General features: G+C 65.5%; 19 protein-coding genes and 1 tRNA gene. 12 read left to right on the plus strand and 8 right to left on the minus strand.

Annotated features, from left to right (window positions below; translation table 11 throughout):
- Window positions 1–119: 119 nt before the first annotated feature.
- A tRNA-Leu gene (locus IC234_RS07785) sits at window positions 120–201 on the minus strand.
- A 197-nt stretch (window positions 202–398) separates the two neighbouring features.
- Between IC234_RS07785 and IC234_RS07790 the strand changes: the two genes are divergently transcribed.
- Entirely contained in the window at window positions 399–863 is a 465-nt protein-coding gene (locus IC234_RS07790) for a low affinity iron permease family protein (RefSeq protein ID WP_190923278.1), read from the plus strand.
- Window positions 864–948: 85 nt separating this feature from the next.
- Here IC234_RS07790 and IC234_RS07795 read toward each other — a convergent pair whose 3' ends face one another.
- Window positions 949–1,617 carry a Dps family protein gene (locus IC234_RS07795; RefSeq protein WP_190923279.1) on the minus strand — a complete coding sequence of 223 codons (669 nt, stop codon included), beginning with the start codon at window positions 1,615–1,617 and terminating at the stop codon, window positions 949–951.
- Between the two features lie 117 nt (window positions 1,618–1,734).
- Between IC234_RS07795 and IC234_RS07800 the strand changes: the two genes are divergently transcribed.
- Both IC234_RS07800 and IC234_RS07805 read left to right on the plus strand, forming a co-directional pair.
- On the plus strand, window positions 1,735–2,463 hold the full coding sequence (locus IC234_RS07800) for a VIT1/CCC1 transporter family protein (protein WP_190923280.1): 729 nt from the start codon (window positions 1,735–1,737) through the stop codon (window positions 2,461–2,463).
- Between the two features lie 58 nt (window positions 2,464–2,521).
- A complete protein-coding gene (locus IC234_RS07805; RefSeq protein ID WP_190923281.1) occupies window positions 2,522–3,352 on the plus strand; it encodes a polyphosphate kinase 2 family protein in 831 nt (276 codons plus the stop codon).
- Between the two features lie 120 nt (window positions 3,353–3,472).
- Here IC234_RS07805 and IC234_RS07810 read toward each other — a convergent pair whose 3' ends face one another.
- Together IC234_RS07810 and IC234_RS07815 are read right to left on the minus strand one after the other, a co-directional pair.
- Window positions 3,473–5,257, minus strand: a complete 1,785-nt coding sequence (locus IC234_RS07810) for an ABC transporter ATP-binding protein (protein ID WP_190923282.1) — start codon at window positions 5,255–5,257, stop codon at window positions 3,473–3,475.
- Between the two features lie 84 nt (window positions 5,258–5,341).
- The gene (locus IC234_RS07815) at window positions 5,342–5,713 is read right to left on the minus strand and encodes a DoxX family protein (RefSeq protein WP_190923283.1); all 372 of its coding nucleotides are present in this window, start codon (window positions 5,711–5,713) and stop codon (window positions 5,342–5,344) included.
- Window positions 5,714–6,065: 352 nt separating this feature from the next.
- On the opposite strand from IC234_RS07815, the gene IC234_RS07820 reads away from it, so the two are divergent.
- Complete coding sequence (locus IC234_RS07820; protein WP_190923284.1) at window positions 6,066–6,428, plus strand: STAS domain-containing protein; 363 nt, start codon at window positions 6,066–6,068, stop codon at window positions 6,426–6,428.
- Between the two features lie 46 nt (window positions 6,429–6,474).
- On the plus strand, window positions 6,475–6,741 hold the full coding sequence (locus IC234_RS07825) for an antitoxin VbhA family protein (RefSeq protein ID WP_190923285.1): 267 nt from the start codon (window positions 6,475–6,477) through the stop codon (window positions 6,739–6,741).
- Between the two features lie 42 nt (window positions 6,742–6,783).
- On the opposite strand, the gene IC234_RS07830 is transcribed toward IC234_RS07825, so the two are convergent.
- Window positions 6,784–7,803 carry a chemotaxis protein CheB gene (locus IC234_RS07830; RefSeq protein ID WP_190923286.1) on the minus strand — a complete coding sequence of 340 codons (1,020 nt, stop codon included), beginning with the start codon at window positions 7,801–7,803 and terminating at the stop codon, window positions 6,784–6,786.
- 160 nt (window positions 7,804–7,963) lie between these two features.
- Between IC234_RS07830 and IC234_RS07835 the strand changes: the two genes are divergently transcribed.
- Window positions 7,964–11,017 carry a CheR family methyltransferase gene (locus IC234_RS07835; protein ID WP_190923287.1) on the plus strand — a complete coding sequence of 1,018 codons (3,054 nt, stop codon included), beginning with the start codon at window positions 7,964–7,966 and terminating at the stop codon, window positions 11,015–11,017.
- Between the two features lie 7 nt (window positions 11,018–11,024).
- Here the strand turns inward: IC234_RS07835 and IC234_RS07840 are convergent, their stop codons facing one another.
- Window positions 11,025–11,231 carry a hypothetical protein gene (locus IC234_RS07840; protein WP_190923288.1) on the minus strand — a complete coding sequence of 69 codons (207 nt, stop codon included), beginning with the start codon at window positions 11,229–11,231 and terminating at the stop codon, window positions 11,025–11,027.
- A 77-nt stretch (window positions 11,232–11,308) separates the two neighbouring features.
- Window positions 11,309–11,506, minus strand: a complete 198-nt coding sequence (locus tag IC234_RS07845; RefSeq protein WP_190923289.1) for a hypothetical protein — start codon at window positions 11,504–11,506, stop codon at window positions 11,309–11,311.
- Between the two features lie 349 nt (window positions 11,507–11,855).
- Between IC234_RS07845 and IC234_RS07850 the strand changes: the two genes are divergently transcribed.
- The 6 genes from IC234_RS07850 (at window position 11,856) to IC234_RS07875 (ending at window position 17,309) form a co-directional block, all read left to right on the plus strand.
- Window positions 11,856–12,275 carry a hypothetical protein gene (locus tag IC234_RS07850; RefSeq protein WP_190923290.1) on the plus strand — a complete coding sequence of 140 codons (420 nt, stop codon included), beginning with the start codon at window positions 11,856–11,858 and terminating at the stop codon, window positions 12,273–12,275.
- Between the two features lie 81 nt (window positions 12,276–12,356).
- On the plus strand, window positions 12,357–12,758 hold the full coding sequence (locus IC234_RS07855) for a hypothetical protein (protein ID WP_190923291.1): 402 nt from the start codon (window positions 12,357–12,359) through the stop codon (window positions 12,756–12,758).
- Between the two features lie 207 nt (window positions 12,759–12,965).
- Window positions 12,966–15,344: a PAS domain-containing sensor histidine kinase gene (locus IC234_RS07860; protein WP_190923292.1), complete on the plus strand. Its 2,379-nt coding sequence runs from the start codon at window positions 12,966–12,968 to the stop codon at window positions 15,342–15,344.
- Between the two features lie 156 nt (window positions 15,345–15,500).
- Window positions 15,501–16,616 (plus strand): cytochrome-c peroxidase, encoded by a 1,116-nt coding sequence (locus tag IC234_RS07865; RefSeq protein WP_190923293.1) that lies wholly within the window; start codon window positions 15,501–15,503, stop codon window positions 16,614–16,616.
- A gap of 92 nt (window positions 16,617–16,708) precedes the next feature.
- Window positions 16,709–16,945, plus strand: coding sequence for a heavy metal-binding domain-containing protein (locus tag IC234_RS07870; protein ID WP_190923294.1), 237 nt, complete (start codon window positions 16,709–16,711; stop codon window positions 16,943–16,945).
- A 148-nt stretch (window positions 16,946–17,093) separates the two neighbouring features.
- Window positions 17,094–17,309, plus strand: a complete 216-nt coding sequence (locus IC234_RS07875; protein WP_190923295.1) for a heavy-metal-associated domain-containing protein — start codon at window positions 17,094–17,096, stop codon at window positions 17,307–17,309.
- A gap of 69 nt (window positions 17,310–17,378) precedes the next feature.
- Here IC234_RS07875 and IC234_RS07880 read toward each other — a convergent pair whose 3' ends face one another.
- A complete protein-coding gene (locus IC234_RS07880) occupies window positions 17,379–18,491 on the minus strand; it encodes a T9SS type A sorting domain-containing protein (protein WP_190923296.1) in 1,113 nt (370 codons plus the stop codon).
- Window positions 18,492–18,517: the final 26 nt, after the last annotated feature.

Below are 18,517 nucleotides of genomic sequence, written 5' to 3' on the forward strand. Positions count from 1 at the left end.
GGCAGGCGCTCGGAGCCGCCCCGACGGGTAAGGGGCAACAGGCTACTGCCCATGGCCAGTGGCCGGAGCTAAAACAAAAAGCCCGTTCCAATTGCTTGGAACGGGCTTTTTGTTTTGCGTGCGCGCGGGGAGATTCGAACTCCCACACCCGAAGGCACCACCCCCTCAAGATGGCGTGTCTACCAGTTTCACCACGTGCGCAAAAGGCAACTAAAACGGGCAATTCGGCCGAAACCGGCTCCGCTGAGGCGGCGAAGCGGGTGCAAAGATAGCCGGCGAAAACCGCACTTACCAAACATTGCCGCGCTTTTTCACCAAACTTCCATGGTTCAGCAGGTTACCTTGCCGAAATTTGGCGCCTTCCGCCTTCCCTTGTTCACCTTTGACCTCTTTTCGCCATGAAATTTCCCGAAAAACCCGCTCCTACCTCCCTCTTCGGGCGAATGGCCAGCGCCATCACCGAGTTTTCGGGGTCGACGCCGGCGTTTGTGATAGCGGCTGGGCTGGTGCTGGTGTGGGCCCTCACGGGGCCGCTTTTTCATTATTCCGAAACCTGGCAATTGGTCATCAACACGGGCACCACCGTCATCACCTTTTTGATGGTGTTTCTCATTCAGCGCGCCCAAAACAAAGATTCGCTGGTGCTGCACCTCAAGCTCAACGAGCTGATTGCGGCTCAAAAAGGCGCCAGCAACCGCCTAATCAACGCGCAGGATTTTTCGGAAGAAGAAATCCGGCTGTTGCACGACTTTTATTGTGCGCTGGCCGAGATGGCCAAAAAAGACAACGACCTGGGCAAGACCCACACCGTGGAGGAAGCCCAGGACAACCACAACGACAAGCTGGCCGCTCACCTGCAATAACGACAAAAGGGCGGCCGATGGCTCCGTTGCGCCGGGCGGGCGCTTCGGTCCATCGGCCGCCCCGTGCAGGGACGCGCTTAGGCGGCTACTTGGCCTGAATCAGGGGCGAGTCGACCACGTGCTCCGACACGAACCACACCTGCATCTCGTTGGTGCGGATGAGCTGGCTCACGATGAGGTCGTTGGTGCCGTCGTCGCCGTTTTCATCGGCGGTGTCGGCGTATTCGTGGCAGTTTTTGAGGAGGCGCTGGTGGGCGTCGAGCAGGCGCGACACCTGCACGGGGGCTTCTTCGCGGTCGCGCGGCACGCGCGGGATGCTGCTAAGCTCGGCTACGTCGTGGGCCATGGCCACGGCCACGCCGCCCAGAATCTGGATGCGCTCGGCAATGGCGTCGACCAGCGTCGACTGCTCCTCGTAGTGCTTGTCGTAGAGCAGGTGCAGCTGGTAGAAAGTGGGGCCCACCACCTGCCAGTGGTGCTTTTTGTACATGTCGCGCAGGGTGATGGTGTCGGCCAGCAACTGGTTGAGGCCGGTCACGCTGGCCTGACGGGTTTTTTCGTCGAGGCCGATGGGCAGGCGCTGGCTCACGGTGCCGTAGCGCTGGGTGGGCGCGGGGGCGTTGTTTTGCTGGCCCAGCACGGGCTGAATGTTGACGGCGGCGTTGGAACGGGCGTTTTGGCCGCTGGCCTGGGCGGCCGGGGCTTTTTTGGCGGCCGCGGCTTTGGGGGCAGCCGTTTTGGCGGAGGATGCCATAGGAATGGGAAGGAGTGAGGTGAAAGAAAACCGGAACGGGCCGGCGGCGAAAAATTCTGTTTCTGCGTACGTAAAGCACCCCGTCGGGTTAAGGTTGCCTTCTTGTAAACGTGTTCCATGACTGAGCCCCGTACCACGGCCCCCGCGCTGGCCGAAGACCCGCACCCCGAATTGCACATGACCAGCTCGGCCATGCTGCAGGACATCGTCATCGGCCTCTCCGATGGGCTGACCGTGCCGTTTGCGCTGGCCGCGGGCCTGAGCGGGGCCGTGGCCTCGTCGGGGCTGGTCATCACGGCGGGGCTGGCCGAAATTGTGGCCGGCAGCATTGCCATGGGCCTGGGCGGCTACCTGGCCGGCCGCACCGAAGTGGAGCACTACGCCTCCGAGCTGGACCGCGAACACCGCGAAGTGCGCGAGGTGCCCGAAAAAGAGCGCGCCGAGGTCGACGAGCTGCTGGCCGACATGGGCCTGTCGGAAGCCACCCGCCGCCAGGCCGTGGCCGAGCTCACCGCCGACCCCGAGCAGTGGGTGAAGTTCATGATGAAGTACGAGCTGGGCCTCGAAGAGCCCGACCCCAAACAGGCGCCCAAAAGCGCCATCACCATCAGCCTGGCTTATGCGCTGGGCGGCCTCATCCCGCTCAGCGCCTATTTCCTTACCAGCTCGCCCACGCAGGGGCTGGCGTGGTCGGCGGCCATCACGCTGGTGTGCCTGCTGGTGTTTGGCTACTTCAAAAGCCGCATGACGGGCCAGCCGCCGGTGGCGGGCGCCATCAAAATGGCCGTGGTGGGCGCGCTGGCAGCCGCCGCGGCGTTCGGCATCGCGCGGGCGGTGGGCGGCTAGCCGCGCGGCCCTGCGAACCACCGCCGCTTCATCTTCTCTGTGTTTTTAATGCCGTTTCATGAATTCTAAGCTTCCCAAAACCCCCGCCGTCTACGTCAAGAGCAAGTCTTTTCGCCTGGCCGACGTGGACCCGGACGACATCACGCCTTTTGCCAACCGGCCCGACGATAAATCGGACGTGGCGCCGCGCCTGCTGGAACTGCGCCGCCGCCTGAGCGAGCTGCAGGAACTGCTCTACGCCGAGCACCGCCGCAGCCTGCTCATTGTGCTGCAGGCCATGGACACCGGCGGCAAGGACGGCGCCATCGAGAACCTGCTCACGGGCGTGAACCCGGCCGGCGTGCAGGTGGCCACCTTCAAGGCGCCCACCTCGGAGGAGCTTAAGCACGATTTTTTGTGGCGCATTCACGCGCAAACGCCCAAGCGCGGGCACATTGGCGTGTTCAACCGCTCGCACTATGAGGACGTGCTCATTACCCGCGTGCACGGCCTGATTGACGCAAAAACCTGCCAGGAGCGCTACGATGACATCAACCACTTCGAGCAGCTGCTGACCCGCAACGGCACGGTGGTGCTCAAGTTTTTCCTGCACATCTCCAAAGACGAACAGGCCCAGCGCCTGCAGGCCCGCCTCGACGACCCCGCCAAAAACTGGAAATTCGACCCCAACGACCTGAAGGAGCGCGCCTACTGGGACGACTACCAGCAGGCCTACGAGGATGCCCTGCGCCACTGCTCCTCGAAGGATGCGCCCTGGTTTGTGATACCCGCCAACCACAAGTGGGCCCGCGACCTGGCCATGTCGGAAATAGTGGTGGCCGCCCTGGAAGCCATGAACCCCCAGCCGCCGAAGGTAGATTTTGACCCTAAACAGCAGGTAATTGTGTAAGGCTTCGGCCCAGCGTGATGTTGTTGGAAGCGCGTATGTTCGGACGCCATTTGCCAAAAAAAAGCCCCGACGCCGGATGGGGTCGGGGCTTTTTTTATGCTTGCCGGGGCTGCTACACGGCTACCGCGCCAGCACCGCCGCCGGCTCCTTGCGCTCGCCAATCTGCTGGCGCCACATGGCGTAGTAGAGGCCTTTTTGCGCCAGCAACTCTTCGTGGCGGCCCTGCTCGGCCACGGTGCCGCGCTCGAGCACAAAAATGCGGTCGGCGTGCAAGATGGTGCTGAGGCGGTGGGCAATGAGGATGGTCATGTGCTGGCGCGAGCCCGAGAGCTCCCGCACCGTCTTGCCGATTTCTTCTTCGGTGAGGGAGTCGAGGGCCGAAGTGGCTTCGTCGAACACCATGAGGGTGGGCTTGCGCAGCAGTGCCCGCGCAATGCTGAGGCGCTGCTTTTCGCCGCCCGATACCTTCACGCCGCCCTCGCCAATCACGGTGTCGAGGCCCAGCGGGGCGCGGGCCAGCAGCGAGTCGGCCGCGGCCTGGCGCAGGGCCAGCAGGCATTCCTCGTCGGTGGCCTGCGGGGCCACAAAAAGCAGGTTTTCGCGGATGGTGCCGCTGAAGAGCTGCGTGTCCTGCGTCACGAACCCGATTTGCTCGCGCAGCTCGTCGAGGTCGATTTCGGCGCCGGGAATGCCGTTGTAGAGAATGCGGCCCGAGAGGGGCGGGTAGAGGCCCACCAGCAGCTTCACCAGCGTGGTTTTGCCCGAGCCCGAGGGGCCCACGAAGGCGATGGTTTCGCCCAGCCGGGTGCTGAAGGAGATGTCGGACAGGGCCGGCCCCTTGGCCGTGAGGTGCTTGAAGCTGACGTGCTCGAAGGCCAGGTCGTTGATGTGCGCCACCGACTTGGGGTGCGCGGGCTTCACGTCCTTGGGCGTGTCGAGGATGGTCTGGAAGTTGCCCAGCGAAATCTCGGTTTCGCGGTATACCCCGATGATGTTGCCCAGCTCCTGCAGCGGCCCGAAGATGGAGAACGAGTAGATGAAGAAGGAGAAGAACTCGCCCAGGCTGATGTGGTTTTGCACCCGCAGGTACAAGAGCAGCAGGATGATGATGTTGCGCAGCAGGTTCACGAAGGTGCCCTGCACGAAGCTGAGCGAGCGCAGGTAGCGCACCTTGCGCAGCTCCAGCTTCAGGATTTTGTCGGTGGTGGCGTTCAGGCGCTCGGTTTCCTGCTGGGCCAGGCCCAGGCTCTTGATGAGCTCGATGTTGCGCAGGCTTTCGGTGGTGGAGCCGGCCAGGGCCGTGGTTTCGGCCACAATGGTTTTCTGAATGACCTTGATGCGCTTGCTCAGGAAAAAGCTCAGAATGCCCAGCAGCGGAATGGTGAGAAAATAGCCCAGCGCAATGGGCCAGTACACCGTGACGGCGTACCACATCACGAACACAATGCCCACCAGGGCCGTGAACAGCACGTTGACGAAGCTCTGAATGAGCTTTTCCACGTCGATGCGCACCTTCTGGAGCTTGCCCAGGGTTTCGCCCGAGCGCTGGTCCTCAAACACCTGGTAGGGCAGCTCCAGCGAGTGGCGCAGGCCGTCGGAATACATTTTGGCCCCCAGGCGCTGGGTGATGACGTTGACGTAGTAGTCCTGAAAGTTTTTGGCAATGCGCGACACCATGGCCACGCCCAGCATGATGCCGATGAGGGGAATGGCTTCCCAAAAGAACGGCCAGAACTGCACCAGCCGCACTCCGGCCACGTCGGGGTATTTGGCCGTGAAATGGTCGACGAGCTGGCGGAAAAAGTATGGGTCGAGCAGCGAGAACACCTGGTTGACGGCGGCCAGCACCAGGGCCAGCACCAGCAGCGGCCAGTAGTTGCGCAGGTAGCTATAGAGTATTTTCATGAGAGCACAAGTAGCCCGGCCGGGCCGGCCAGAAGGCAAGCAACCTGGCCGGGCGGCAATGGTTTGGGAAAGAGGGCGGCGCAGTTACAGTGCCCGGGGCACGGGGCGGCTGCGCAGCACCAGCACCACCACCAGCAGCACCAGCGCCACAATGGCCGGCACGCCGTTGGCCAGGCCGCCGGGAATTTTGGTGGCGTGCATAAACACCGCGCCCAGCATGATGACAATGAGGCCCAGGGCCGCCGGGCGCACCGTGCGCGGCACCAGCAGCCCGATGCCGCCCAGCAGCTCGGCCCCGCCGATGAAGCCGCCAAACCAGCCCGGCAAGCCCAAGCTGCCAAACATTTTCATGGTGGCGTCGAGCTGCATTAGCTTCGAGAAGCCGCCATAGATGAACATGGCGGCCAGCAGGGCCTGCAGAATCCAGGCAATGATGTTGCGTACCGATGGGCTCATAGATGAAAAAAGAAAAAAGGGTGAAACAAGCCGCGCGGCAGGGCACCGCGCCGTGGATGGCCAAATTACCGGTTTCCGGCCAACTGCCTGCGGCAGACGCAGGCCCGGCGGAAATGTTTTAAGCGCAACGTGGGAGAGGGCAGGGCCTGCCAGGAATGGGTCAAATGGAATTTATCCGAGGTTGAGTTTCAGTATTTTTCGCAGGCACAAACCCGTACTTATCCCCTGTTTTTACAATATAGGATTACCGAAATTTGTAAAGCTAGGGGTAGTACCCTCTCGCTGAACATATTGTGCCGGGCGCCACGCTACCGATTCTCAGGCTGCCAAATCCTTATTCCCTTTCCATTTTATGACCGTTGTGTATCACGAACTGCTGCCCGACAGCTACCTACTCATCCTGGCCCCCAGCCGCGCCGACGAGCCCGAGGCCGCCCTGGCCCATTCGCTGCACTGCGCCCAGCGCAGCGGCAAACCGGCCGTGTGGGTCGACTGTGGCATGTTGCACTCGCTCTCCAACGAGGCCGCCCGGCTGCTGTGGGGCGCTCACCACCAGCTCGAAGAAAAGCACTCCCAGCTGGTGCTGGTGCACGTGTCCGAGCGCGTAAAAAAAGACTTGCTCAGGCGCGAGCTGGGCCCCGCGCCCTGCATGGTGCCCACCCTGCTCGATGCCGCCCGCCAAACGGCCCGGCCGCGCGACGGCCAAGCCGTCTGAGCGGTTGCTTCCCTTCGCCTTAACCCTTTTAGCTGCACTATATTCTATGTTACCCACCTTCTTTGGTTCGATTCCGGACGACTTGCCGGCCGACCAGCGCGCCCATTGGCAGCGCCGCCAGCTTTCCGCCCGCAACACCCTCGACATGCAGGCCCTGACCGGTACCCCGGCCAACGCCGATACCGTGGCGTCGCTGCAACGCTACGTGCGCGGCGAAATCACGCTGGCCCAAGCCATTGACCAGGTGCGCGAGCAAATGGCGCAGGAACACCAGAGCTACCGCCAGTTTCTAAACCGGCGCAACATCATTTAGGCACCGCTTCGGAGGCTGGCTGTCCGGAAAACCGTGCGGCGCTCAGCCTGCGGACGTATCCTTCGGGGCGTTGCCCGTGTTGCCATTCAGCAAGAACTCGCGCAGGCGGTTGATGTGCTTTTTGATTTCTTCGATGCGTTCTTCCTGCTGCACCGGGTAGGGGCCCGCGCCGCGCGCGGCCATGCTGCTGAGCAGGTTTTTGCGTTCCTCCATCATGCGCAGGGCCACCCAAAGGGTTTCTTCCAGGGTTTGCTGGGCGCTGTGCAGCAAGCCATCGGCCGTGAAGGCGTGCCCGGTGTGGCACCGGTAGCGGAGCAGCTTGCCGTTGTTCACCTCAAACAAGCTGCCGCCGCAGTCGGGGCAGGTGAGGGGCACGGGGTGCGCAATTTTCAGTACCTCGTCGGTGGTTCCCACAACTCTTTCCGCAATGGCGGCCTCCTGCTTCAGGTCTTCGGGTACTTCTGCTTTGCGCTCGGGCAGGGGGCGGGCAGTTATCTCTTCCAGCAGCGCACCCATCATGTGCAGCGGCACCACGTAATCGACGTCCACGTTGCGGAGGGCGGTTTCGGGCATGCTGGGGTATTCGGCCTCGTGGGGGTCTTGCACCACGGCGAGGCCGCCGCCGCGCTTGATGAATTCGAGGCCGGCGGCGCCGTCGTGCAGCATGCCGGTGAGCACCACGCCCACCACGCGCGACCCGAAGGCAACGGCGGCCGACCGAAACAGGGCGTCGGCGGCCGGACGGTAGTGGTTTTCGCGCGGGCCCTTGGTCACGAGCAGGTGCGGCGTGCTGCCGTCTTTGGCCAGCAGGTGGCGGCCGGGGGGCGCGAGGTAGAGGGTGCCGGCCTCAATGGGGTCGCCATCGGCGGGCAGGCGGCAGGCCATGGCGCTGTGGCGGGCCAGTCGTTCTATGAAGGGGTGACCGTCGGCATCGGTGGAAAAGTGCTGCACCACCAGCACGGCGGCGGGCAGCGTGGCCGGCAGCTGGCCCACTAGCTGGACCAGTGCCGGCATGCCGCCGGCCGACGTGCCGATTACAATCAGGTGAGAAGGAGCGGGCATGGGGCTGGGAAGAAAACGGAGCTAGCGTACTACGCAAAATTGGGCAAGTGGGGCGTTGGTGGCAGGTTTCCCCAATAAATTTGTTGCAGGCAGCCGACGGGCTCTGGCCCCGTTGCGCATTTGTTTTTTCCGTTCGGCCGGCCCGCCGGTCCTGCTGCCCATGCCCCACCCGATGAACCCCAACGACCTGACGCCCTCCACCGACGAGCCTGGCATCGTTGTCACGCCGCCCGAAGAGTTGCCGCGCGACGGCGTCGGGCCGCTCACGCCCGCGCTGCTGCGCGAAGCCAGCCGCCCCGACGAAGCCGCGGGCGACAAGTTCCCGCTGGTGGGCATCGGCGGCTCGGCGGGGTCGTTGGCCGCGTTCGAGCAATTTTTTCGGGCCATGCCGCCCGACAGCGGCATGGCCTTCGTGGTGGTGACACATCTGTTGCCCGACCAGCCGTCGGAGTTGCCGCAGGTGCTGCAGCGCTTCACCCCGATGCCGGTGCTGGAAGCCGAGGACGGCCTGCGCGTGCGCCCCAACCACGTCTACGTCATTCCGCCCAACCGCGACATGAGCATCCTGCACGGCACGCTGCTGCTGTTTGCGCCCACCCAGCCGCCGGGCCGCCTGCCCATCGACATCTTTTTTCAGAGCCTGGCCAAGGACGCCCGCGAGCGGGCCGTGTGCGTGGTGTGCTCGGGCCTGGGCACCGACGGCACCCTGGGCCTGAAGATGGTGATGGAAAACTTTGGGATGGTGATGGTGCAGGACCCCGCCACGGCCGAGTACGACGCCATGCCGCGCTCGGCGCTGGCCACCGAGTTTGTGGACTACGTGCTGCCCGCCGAGCAGCTGCCGGCCAAGCTGCTGCAATACGTGCGGCATCCTGACACACGCCCCCGCCGCGACGAGCCCGAAAGCGTGAGCAAGCCCGCCCACGCCCTGCAGAAAATTTTCCTGCTCGTTCGGGCCCAGACCGGGCACGACTTTTCTTTCTACAAGCGCAACACGGTGTTTCGGCGCATCGAGCGGCGCATGAATTCGCACCAGATTAAGGAGTTCACCCTCTACGTGCGCTACCTGCAGGAAAACCCCGCCGAAGTAGAGGCCTTGTTCAAGGAATTGCTGATTGGGGTGACCAAGTTTTTCCGCGACCGCGAGGCCTACGATATCCTCAAGGCGCGGCTGCTGCCGCTGCTGCGCCAGAAACCCGCCGACAGCGTGGTGCGCGCGTGGGCGCCGGGCTGCTCCACCGGCGAGGAGGCCTACTCGCTGGCCATGACGCTGCTCGAGTGCCTCGACGGCGTGGACCGCCAGAAGTACCTCAAGATTCAGCTCTTCGCCACCGACATCAACCCCGACGGCATTGAGTTTGCCCGGGCCGGGCTGTACCCCGACAACATCGTGGCCGACGTGAGCCCCGAGCGCCTGCGCCGCTTCTTCACCAAAACCGACGAAGGCTACCGCATCAAGAAGGACGTGCGCGACGCGGTGGTGTTTGCCGTGCACGACCTCAACAAGGACGCGCCCTTCACCAAGCTCGACCTGCTGGTGTGCCGCAACCTGCTCATTTACCTGAGCGCCGAGCTGCAGCGCAACCTCATCCCCGTGTTTCACTACGCCCTCAACCCCAACGGGCTGTTGTTTTTGGGGCCCAGCGAAAACCTCACCGGCTTCCAGGACTTGTTTCAGAGCCTGGACGTGAAGTGGAAGATTTCGCGGCGTACCGACACGCCTTCCTCCGTCACGCGCCTCGCGGCGTTTCCCTTTACCCTGGCCCGGCAGCAAGCCCCTTCCGCGCCCGCATCCGCTTCCGGCTCCATGACCCCGAATTCCGTTCGCAAGGAAGGCACCTTTGCCACCTTGGTGCAGCGCGTGCTGCTGCGCCACTACACCCCGCCCGCCGTGGTCATCAACGGCAAGGGCGAAATCATGTACGTGAACGGCCGCACCGGCCGCTACCTGGAGCCGGCCCCCGGCCTCTCGGGCATGAACGTCTTCGACATGGCCCGCGAGGAGCTCAACTACGAGCTGAGCGCGGCCGTGCACAAGGTGGCCGCCACCCGCGAGCCCGTGGTGGCCGACAACGTGAAGCTGCGCCTCGACACCGGCGTGCAGCTGGTGCGCCTCACGGTGAAACCCCTGGAAGAAAGCGAGCAGCTGGCGGGCCTGCTGCTGGTGGTGTTTGAGGAGCAGCCCACGCCCCACAAGGTGCGCCTGGGCAAAGCCCGCCTCGCCACCGACCCCGGCCACGACGCGCAGCTGCAAGTCCTGGAAAAGGAGCTGCAATACACCAAGCACCGCCTCCAAACCACCATCGAAGAGATGGAAAGCAGCGTGGAGGAGCTCAAGAGCACCAACGAAGAGCTGCAAAGCGCCAACGAGGAGCTGCAAAGCACCAACGAGGAGGCCATGACCAACAAGGAGGAGATGCAGAGCCTGAACGAGGAGCTGATGACCCTGAACATGCAGTACCTGAGCAAAACCGAGGAGCTGAGCCAGGCCGCCAACGACATGAAGAACCTGCTCGATGCCACGGAGATTGCCACCATCTTCCTCGACAACGACATGGTGATAAAGCGCTTCACGCCGCCGGTGCACCGCATCATCTCGCTGCTGCCGGCCGACGTGGGCCGGCCCATCACGCACTTTGCCAGCACGCTGCGCCACGAAAGCCTGGCCGCCGACGTGCAGCAGGTGCTTGACCGCCTGGTGAGCGTGGAAGCCAACATCCAGACCACCCGCGGCGAGTGGTACGCCATGCGCATCCTGCCCTACCGCACCCTCGACAACTACATCAGCGGGGCCGTCATCACCTTCACTGACATCACCGGCCTCAAAACCCTCGAAGCCCAGTTGCAGGAAAGCGCCCGCTTTGCCGAAAGCATTGTGGAAACCATGCGCGAGCCCCTGCTCGTGCTCGACGCCCAGCAGTGCGTGCTGGCCATCAGCGGCGCGTTTGCCGAGCTTTTTGGCCTCGACGCGGCGGCCGTGAAGGGGCAGCCCCTGCGCGAGCTCGACGGCGGCGTGTGGCAGCAGCCCGTGCTGCGCCGCCGCCTCGACGAGGCGCTGGCCCACCCCGGCGCACCCTTCGAGGACTTTGCCTTCGCGGCCGAGTTCCCGCGGGCCGGGCGGCGCGCGTTGCGCCTCTACGGCCGCAGCCTGATGAGCCACGGCGCGCGCACGGGGCCCCTGCTGCTGGGCGTGCGCGAGGTGCAGGAAGAGTAGCGGGCCGCTACCGGCCGGCCCGATGCGCGGGCGAAAACGCCGTGACCGGGCGGTCGAGCAGGGCGCAGTAGGGGCAGCGCGGGCGGGGCTGGCCCGTGCCGGGCACGCGGTCGGCCGGGGCAATGCTGCGGGCCACGGGGCACTCGTCGTTGTCGTGCCACACGTCGGTGAGGGCGATGCCGCGCAGGGGCGAGTAGAAGGGAGGAATACGCATAAGCCGGAAACCACGCAAGGGCAGAAAATCGCCTTATTGGTATAAGCAGATATGCTTACCAAACGAGGGCCCCGCGTTTAGGTTGCGGCTTCGTCGAGGGCGCGGCGCACGTCGGGCCAGCTCAGCTCGCCGGCCACGTAGCGGTCGTAGAGGTGCTGGGCGAAGGGAGTGGCTTTGGTTGTGAGTCGGGGGTAAGTGAGCTGCAGCTGGCGTAGCACGTTGGCGCGCTGCTGCGGCGTTTGGGCATTGGGGCCGAAACGAGGGTCGTGAGGCATTGGTAGAACGCCGTGGATGGAAAGGAGCCAAAGCGCAGGGCAAATTTCCGGGGAGGACTGCTTGCGCGCCAAAGGGCTAATACGGATATTGAAGGTGGTAAATACCCAAAATGCGGGCGAAACGCCGCGCCAGGCCGGCTCCTTGTTCGGAAAGGCACCGGAGCCGTCGGTTGACCTCCCGCGTAGTTCCGCGTTCATCGAAAACGAGCCCGTGCTGCCCCGGGCCGGACCGGGCAGCTGCGCTGCCGCCCGCTGCCGGGCCACGCAAAAAAAACGCGCCACCGGGCTACACCCGATGCCTCCGGCGAATAACTTGCCGCTCCCTTCCCTTGCCACTCTGCCCTTCCCCATGCCCGGTTCGCCCTCGCTGCACCTCGATTATCGGCCCGACCTCGACTTGCTCACCGGCCGCTGGCTCTTCGACCCCGACCCCGAACAGCTGCGCCAAGACTACGAAGACCTCCTGAAAGAAGGCCTTTACTGCGGCGCCCAGCGCTGGCTGCTCGACCTGCGCCGCCGCCCCGCCCTGCCCGTGGGCCTCACCGACTGGATGGAAACCACCTGGTTGCCCCACCTCATGGGCGTGGCGCCGCCCGACCTGCGCATTGCCTTTTGGCTGCCGCCGCAGCGCGAGGTGCTGCGCCGCGCCGCCCCCGCCCTCAACGCCCGCGTGGAAGAAATGCTGCGCCAGCCCGGCGCCTACCGCCTGCGCCTGTTCGAGGACGAGGCCACCGCCATGGCCTGGCTGCTGGCGCCCGCCGGCACTTGAGGGCCGGCGCCCGGCACCGGGCCGTGGCGTAGATTTGGCCCCCGGCCGTGGTGGCCGTCTGGCTTTTTTTGTTATCATCCCGTGGAATTCGCTTACCGGCCCGACCTCGACCTTTTCACCGCCCGCTGGCTCAGCCTGACGCAAGCCGCCACCACGCAGGCCGAATACGACCTGCTGCTGCAGGCCCCCGAGGCCCTGGGCACCCCGCACTGGCTGCTCGACGTGCGCCGCCGGCCCATCATTACGCTGGAGTCGGCCCGCTGGGTCACGGGGGAGTGGCTGCCCCGTGCCGCTGCCCTGCTCAGCCCCGCACGCCTGCGGGTGGCCTTCCTGGTGGCGCCCGTGCGCGCCGAAACCCTGCGCGACGACCCCACCCTGCGCGCCGTGATGGAAGCTGCCTACGCCCCGGGCCACGCCTTCGACCTGCGCACCTTTACCGACGAGGGCGCCGCCGTGGCCTGGCTGCTGGGGCGGCTGGGGTAGGGGCGCCCCCGCTGCACACCAAGCTGCGGGCAGGGAAACGGCCGCCAGCCGCCGGCCAGGAAAACCCGCGCGAAACTGGTTGGGCGCGTGCGAGGAAAATGAAATAGGGTTTAGGTAAACGAGGTGGGCTGGCGGATGTAAAATGGTCATTTTTATGTGGTAAGCGCGGGGTTTGCGTATCTTTTCCGTTCTCTCTCCCCGCATGCCATGGCTTCCGACCATACCCCTCCGACTCCGTGGACCAACCCCGCCGACCCGCACGAGGCCCTGCGCGCCTTGCGGGCCCGCGCCGAGCAGCGCCGCTACCTCGTGACGCAGGCCGCCGAGCAGCACACGCCTGACGACGTGCGGCGGCTGCTGCAGGAGTTGCAGGTGCACCAGATTGAGCTCGAAATGCAGTACGAAGAGCTGCTGCTGGCCCAGGCCGACGCCCAGGCTGCCCGGGCCGAGTACCACAACCTCTACGATTTTGCCCCCATCGGCTACTTCGCCCTCAGCCAGGGGGGCACGGTGGAACAGCTCAACCTGTGCGCCAGCCAGCAGTTGGGCGCGGTGCGCCAGCGGCTGTTGGGCCGGCGCTTTGCCCTGTTTGTGGCGCCGGCCGAGCGCCTGGCGTTTGGGCAGTTTTTGGCCAAAGTGTTTGCCAACGACAGCACCCAAAGCGCCGAGTTTGCCTTGCAGCGCGAAGACGGCAGCACCTTCTACGCCCAGCTCGAGGGCCTGCGGGCCCAGCGCGCCGAGGAGCTGCAGTGCCGCCTGGCCGTGCTGGACGTGACGGCCCGGCGCGCGGCAACGCAGCAGCTGGCGGCCAGCGAAGCCCGGTTTCGCAAGCTCTTTGCCGACAGCAACGACGCCGTGGTGCTGCTGCAGGGCCACCAGTTTGTGGATTGCAACGCGGCCGCTTTGCGCTTGCTGGGTGCGCACGCCAAAGAGCAGCTGGTGGGCCGGCCCGCCTGGGCCCACGCCCCGGAGCACCAGCCCGGCGGCCAGCGCACCATCGACCTGTTTCGCGAAACCACCGAGGCGGCCATTCGCACGGGCTCGCAACGCTGCGAAGCGCTGATGACCAGGGTAACGGGCGAGGAAATCTGGGTCGAGGCCGTGCTCACGCCGATTGAGCTGGGGGGGCTGCAGCCGCTGGTGCACATTCTGTGGCGCGACGTGACGGCCGCCCGCGCCGCCCGCGAAGAGCTGCGCCTCAGCCAGGAGCGCCTGCAAATGGCCCTGGCCGCGGCCGAGAGCGGCGTGTGGGTGTGGGAGCTGGCGGGCCACCAGCTGCATTGGGACGCCCGCGCCCAGGCCATCTTCGGGCTGGGCTACGACCCCGGGCCGGTGTCGTTTGAGGTGCTGCGCGGCGCGGTGCACCCGCAAGACTTGATTGAAATGGCGGTAGGGCTCAAACGCTCCCTGGCCGAGCACCGCCCCTTCGACTTGGAATACCGCATTGTGTGGCCCGACGGCACGGTGCGCTACGTGGCCGCGCTGGGCAAGGTGGTGCACGACGAGCGGGGCCACCCGCTGCGCCTCATCGGCATCATGCACGACGTGACGCCCCGCCGCGAAGCCGAAAACGCCCTGCGGCGGGAAAAAGACTTCACCGAAAGCCTGCTCGACAACTCCGTCGATGGCATTCTGGCCCTCGACCGCCACGCCCGCATCACGGCCTGGAACGCCGAGGCGGCCCGCTATTTTGGGCTGGAAGCCGCCGCCGTGCTGGGCCGCCCCCTGTTCGACGTGCTGCCCTCCTTGAGCGAAACCGCCTGCCTCGACGTGAGCCGGGCGCTGGCCGGCGAGCGGGTGACCTGCCTGGCTCAGCCCTTGCTCGTGCGCCCCGGCCACTTCGACGCCTACCTGGTGCCCCTGAAAGCCAACGGCGAGGCCGAACCCAGCGGCGTGCTGGCCATCATTCGCGACGTGACCGAGCGCGACCGCCTGGCCGAAGAAGCCACCCAGCTGCGCCTGCGCCAGCAGCAGGAGGTGCTGGCCGCCATTCTGGCCACCCAGGAAACCGAGCGCAAGCGCATTGCCGAGGCCCTGCACAACGGCCTGGGCCAGCTCCTCTACGCCGCCAAGCTCAGCCTGGAAAACCGGGCCGCCCGGCCCGCGGCGCCCGATGCCTCGCTCAAGCTCCTCGACGACGCCATTCGGGCCGCGCGCACCATTTCCTTCGAGCTCACCCCCGGCGTGCTCGAAGACTTTGGCCTGCACACCGCCCTGGAGGCGCTGGTGAAACGCATGGGGCCCACCGGCCTGCCCGTGCGCCTGCACCTGCTGGGCCTGGAGCAGCGCCTGGCCGCGCCGGTCGAAATTGCGGTGTACCGGGTGGTGCAGGAACTACTCAACAACGTGATGAAGCACGCCAACGCCACCGAGGCGGTGGTGCACGTGGTGCGCGAAGGCCACCGCCTCGAAGTGAGCGTGGAAGACAATGGCCACGGCTTCGCCCCGAGCACGCTGGCTAGCCAGCCGCTGGCGGGCATTGGCCTCTCGGGGGTGCGCAACCGGGTGGCGCTGCTCGGCGGCGAGCTCAGCATTCAGTCGCGGTTGGGCCAGGGCACCATCGTCAGCTTCGAGCTGAACGTGTGAGGTGCTTTCGGACTGATATTTGCGGCGTTAGCGGCCCAAGACTTTTGGCGACGTAAGCCCGGCGCCGGGCGATGTTTGCGAACCTATTCGCGGGCGCCGTTGTACGTTTGCAGGCACATGGTTCGGCTTTGCCAGCCACACAGTTAGCGTTGCTTTATGCGGTTACACACGTTTACTTTTCGGATGCTGGCGGCGGGCGCCGCCGTGTTGCTGGGCCTGGCCGGCTGCAAACACGACGCCGACTTGGTGGATCCCGAAGGCCCCGTGGTGAAACCCACCGCCTACGTGCTCGACGTGCCCCGCTACTTCCCCACGCGGCCCGCCGACCCCGCCGACAACCCCCTCACGCAGGAGGGCGTGGCCCTGGGCCGCCAGCTGTTTTATGAGAAGGCGCTGTCGCTGAACAGCCAGGTGGCCTGCGCCAGCTGCCACCGCCAGGAGCTGGCCTTCACCGACGGCCTGGCCCGCTCTGCGGGCGTGAACGGCAGCCAGACGCGGCGCAGCGCCATGGCCCTGAGCAACCTGGCCTGGGAGCCCAAGCTGATGTGGGACGGCTCGGCCACCGGCCTCGAAACCCAGGCCCGCCTGCCCATCGAAAACCCGTTGGAAATGCACCAGAGCCTGAGCGCCGGCGTGGCGCGGCTGCAGGCCACCAGCACCTACCCGGCCTTGTTTCGCAAGGCCTTTGGCAGCAGCACCATCACCGAGGCCAACACCCTCAAGGCGCTGGCGCAGTTTGAGCGCACGCTGGTGTCGAGCAACTCACGCTACGACCAGTTTCTGAACGGCAACCGCACCGCCCTCACGCCCACCGAGCAGGAGGGCCTAGTGCTCTTCACCACCCACCCCGACCCGTTGAAGCGCATTCGGGGCGGCAACTGCGGCGACTGCCACTCCGGCCCGCTGCAAACCAACCTCACCTTCAGCAACAACGGCCTCGACGCTGCGCTGACGGATTTGGGCCTGGGCGCCATCACCGGCCAAGCCTCCGATAACGGCAAGTTCCGGGTGCCGTCGCTGCGCAACATTGCCCTCACGGCGCCCTACATGCACGACGGCCGCTTTCCCACCCTCGACTCAGTAATGGCCCACTACAACGAGCACGTGGCCCTGGGTACCCCCAACCTCGACCCGCAGATACAAGTGGCCAGCAACACCGTGGGCGGCACCCGCCTCGACCTGACCAAGGCCGAGAAAGCCAAAATCGTGGCCTTCCTGCGCACCCTCACCGATTCTACCTTCATCAAGGACCCGCGCTTCGCCAAGCCCTAGGGCCATAGAGCCGGCGCGGGGCGCAGTGCGTAAATTTGCGGTTCGGTGCGGCCGCCGGCACTTCTGCCGCGGGTGTTGCCACCGCTTGCCATATGCGTTTTTCCCTTCGCGCCATCTTCTTTTTGGGCTTGTCGGCCAGCTCGCAGCTGCTGAGCAGCTGCGAGCAGCAGAAGCCCGCCGCTGCCGCGCCCGCTACCAGCACCAGCGCGCCCGCCCCGGCTCCGGCCGCCCAAGCCCGCTACGAGTGCCCCATGGGCTGCGCCGGCAGCCAGAGCAGCCAGCCCGGCAAGTGCCCCACCTGCGGCATGGACCTGGAAAAGAAGTCTTAAGCCGGCAGCTTGGCTGGATTCTGCAAGTTTTGGCCGCAATTTTATGCCCCGGCCGGGCCGGCAGCGGGTAATTTTGACGCGCTGAATGGGGTTATACCCCCAGCGGCCGGCCGCCTCGTGCCGGCGTTCACCTTCAATTTGCTTCATCATGTCCACGCTTCGTTTCAAAACCACCATCAACTGCGGCGGCTGCATCAAAGCCGTGACGCCCTCGCTCAACCGCGAAGTAGGCGCCGACAACTGGCAGGTCGACACCGCCAACCCCGACAAAATCCTCACCGTGACCGGCCCGCAGGCCACCGCCAGCCAGGTGGTGAAAGCCGTGCAGGACGCCGGGTTCGAGATTCAGCCGCTGGCGCAGTAAGCGCCGGAGCAGGCAACAAAAAAGGGCGCTTCCGCATCGGAAGCGCCCTTTTTTGTTCTTACTGCCCGGCTATTGCACCACCACTTTGCGGCTGGTGAGCTGGTCGCCCACTTGCAGCTTGACGAGGTAGGCGCCGGCGGGCAGGCTGCCCAGCGGAAACTGCTGCGCGCCGCTCTGCTCGGCCGCGGCCAGGGAGCGCACGCGCTGGCCCAGGGCGTTGTACACGGCTAGCGACACCGGCTGGCGGCCGGCCGGCACAGTGTAGGCCACCGTGGAGGAAGCCGCCGAAGCCGGGTTGGGATACACCTGGAAGTCGAGGCCGCTGGCCACGGCGTTGCGGTTGGCCAGCACGCCCGTGCCCAGCGCAAACGCCACCGCCTGCGTGCCGGCAATGGTCGTGAAGTCGGGGTTGCTGCCGAAGGCCGTGGTGCGGCCCGCCACCTGCGGAATCACGTCGGCGGTGATGAAATTGCCGTTGCTGTCGGTGAAGGCCGCGAACAAGTCGAGGCGGCTGCCGGCGCCCACCGTGGTGCTGCCGTTGTTCAGCACCGACAGCGGAATCTCCACTTCGACGCCCGTATTGGTGGTGTTGGCGGCCAGCGACACGGTGTTGGTGTAGGCGAAGCGCGTGCCGGTGAGCACGGCCGTGGTGGCCGTTACCACGGTGCCGCTCTTGTTGCCCTGGCCCACGTAGGGGTCGGTGCCCACGGGCGACGTGCCCGTGCCCGTCACGTACGACACGGCGCTGAAGTACACGTCGCTGGCGCTAGGCCCCACCACGGCCCGGATGCCGTAGTCCACCTGCAGGTCGAGGGTGGGGCGGTGAGCCAGCGGCGAGCCCGTGTCGAGGCCGCCGGGCAGCTGGGTGCCGGCCGGCACACCCGGCCGCGCGGGGGTGTTGAAATACAGAATGAACGAGCGGTAGGCGCCGGCCGTGGACGACTCGCCCGAGCCCACCAGCATCAGGTTGAGCGTGGTGGCGGTGTAGCCCACGTAGAGGGCTTTCAGGCCGCGGTCGGGGTCGAGGTGCGTGCCGGTGTAGGAGCCAGCCAATTGGTATTTGCCCACGCCCGTGCCGATTTCAGCTGCCGAAGCCACGCCGTCGACCGTAAACTGAGCACTGGCGGTGAGCGAGGCCGCCGTGAGGGCGCCCATCGCAAGGAGAGTACGTAAAGGTTTCATGGGAATTTGGGTGTAAAGGTGAAAAA

The sequence above is a fragment of the Hymenobacter armeniacus genome (genome assembly GCF_014699055.1).
In the GTDB taxonomy this organism is placed as follows: Bacteria; Bacteroidota; Bacteroidia; order Cytophagales; family Hymenobacteraceae; genus Hymenobacter; species Hymenobacter armeniacus.

Coding starts and splice junctions, on each gene's coding strand:
- IC234_RS07790 (WP_190923278.1), top strand. CDS start 399: ATGAAATTTCCCGAAAAACCCGCTCCTACCTCCCTCTTCGGGCGAATG.
- IC234_RS07795 (WP_190923279.1), bottom strand. CDS start 1,617: ATGGCATCCTCCGCCAAAACGGCTGCCCCCAAAGCCGCGGCCGCCAAA.
- IC234_RS07800 (WP_190923280.1), top strand. CDS start 1,735: ATGACTGAGCCCCGTACCACGGCCCCCGCGCTGGCCGAAGACCCGCAC.
- IC234_RS07805 (WP_190923281.1), top strand. CDS start 2,522: ATGAATTCTAAGCTTCCCAAAACCCCCGCCGTCTACGTCAAGAGCAAG.
- IC234_RS07810 (WP_190923282.1), bottom strand. CDS start 5,257: ATGAAAATACTCTATAGCTACCTGCGCAACTACTGGCCGCTGCTGGTG.
- IC234_RS07815 (WP_190923283.1), bottom strand. CDS start 5,713: ATGAGCCCATCGGTACGCAACATCATTGCCTGGATTCTGCAGGCCCTG.
- IC234_RS07820 (WP_190923284.1), top strand. CDS start 6,066: ATGACCGTTGTGTATCACGAACTGCTGCCCGACAGCTACCTACTCATC.
- IC234_RS07825 (WP_190923285.1), top strand. CDS start 6,475: ATGTTACCCACCTTCTTTGGTTCGATTCCGGACGACTTGCCGGCCGAC.
- IC234_RS07830 (WP_190923286.1), bottom strand. CDS start 7,803: ATGCCCGCTCCTTCTCACCTGATTGTAATCGGCACGTCGGCCGGCGGC.
- IC234_RS07835 (WP_190923287.1), top strand. CDS start 7,964: ATGCCCCACCCGATGAACCCCAACGACCTGACGCCCTCCACCGACGAG.
- IC234_RS07840 (WP_190923288.1), bottom strand. CDS start 11,231: ATGCGTATTCCTCCCTTCTACTCGCCCCTGCGCGGCATCGCCCTCACC.
- IC234_RS07845 (WP_190923289.1), bottom strand. CDS start 11,506: ATGCCTCACGACCCTCGTTTCGGCCCCAATGCCCAAACGCCGCAGCAG.
- IC234_RS07850 (WP_190923290.1), top strand. CDS start 11,856: ATGCCCGGTTCGCCCTCGCTGCACCTCGATTATCGGCCCGACCTCGAC.
- IC234_RS07860 (WP_190923292.1), top strand. CDS start 12,966: ATGGCTTCCGACCATACCCCTCCGACTCCGTGGACCAACCCCGCCGAC.
- IC234_RS07865 (WP_190923293.1), top strand. CDS start 15,501: ATGCGGTTACACACGTTTACTTTTCGGATGCTGGCGGCGGGCGCCGCC.
- IC234_RS07870 (WP_190923294.1), top strand. CDS start 16,709: ATGCGTTTTTCCCTTCGCGCCATCTTCTTTTTGGGCTTGTCGGCCAGC.
- IC234_RS07875 (WP_190923295.1), top strand. CDS start 17,094: ATGTCCACGCTTCGTTTCAAAACCACCATCAACTGCGGCGGCTGCATC.
- IC234_RS07880 (WP_190923296.1), bottom strand. CDS start 18,491: ATGAAACCTTTACGTACTCTCCTTGCGATGGGCGCCCTCACGGCGGCC.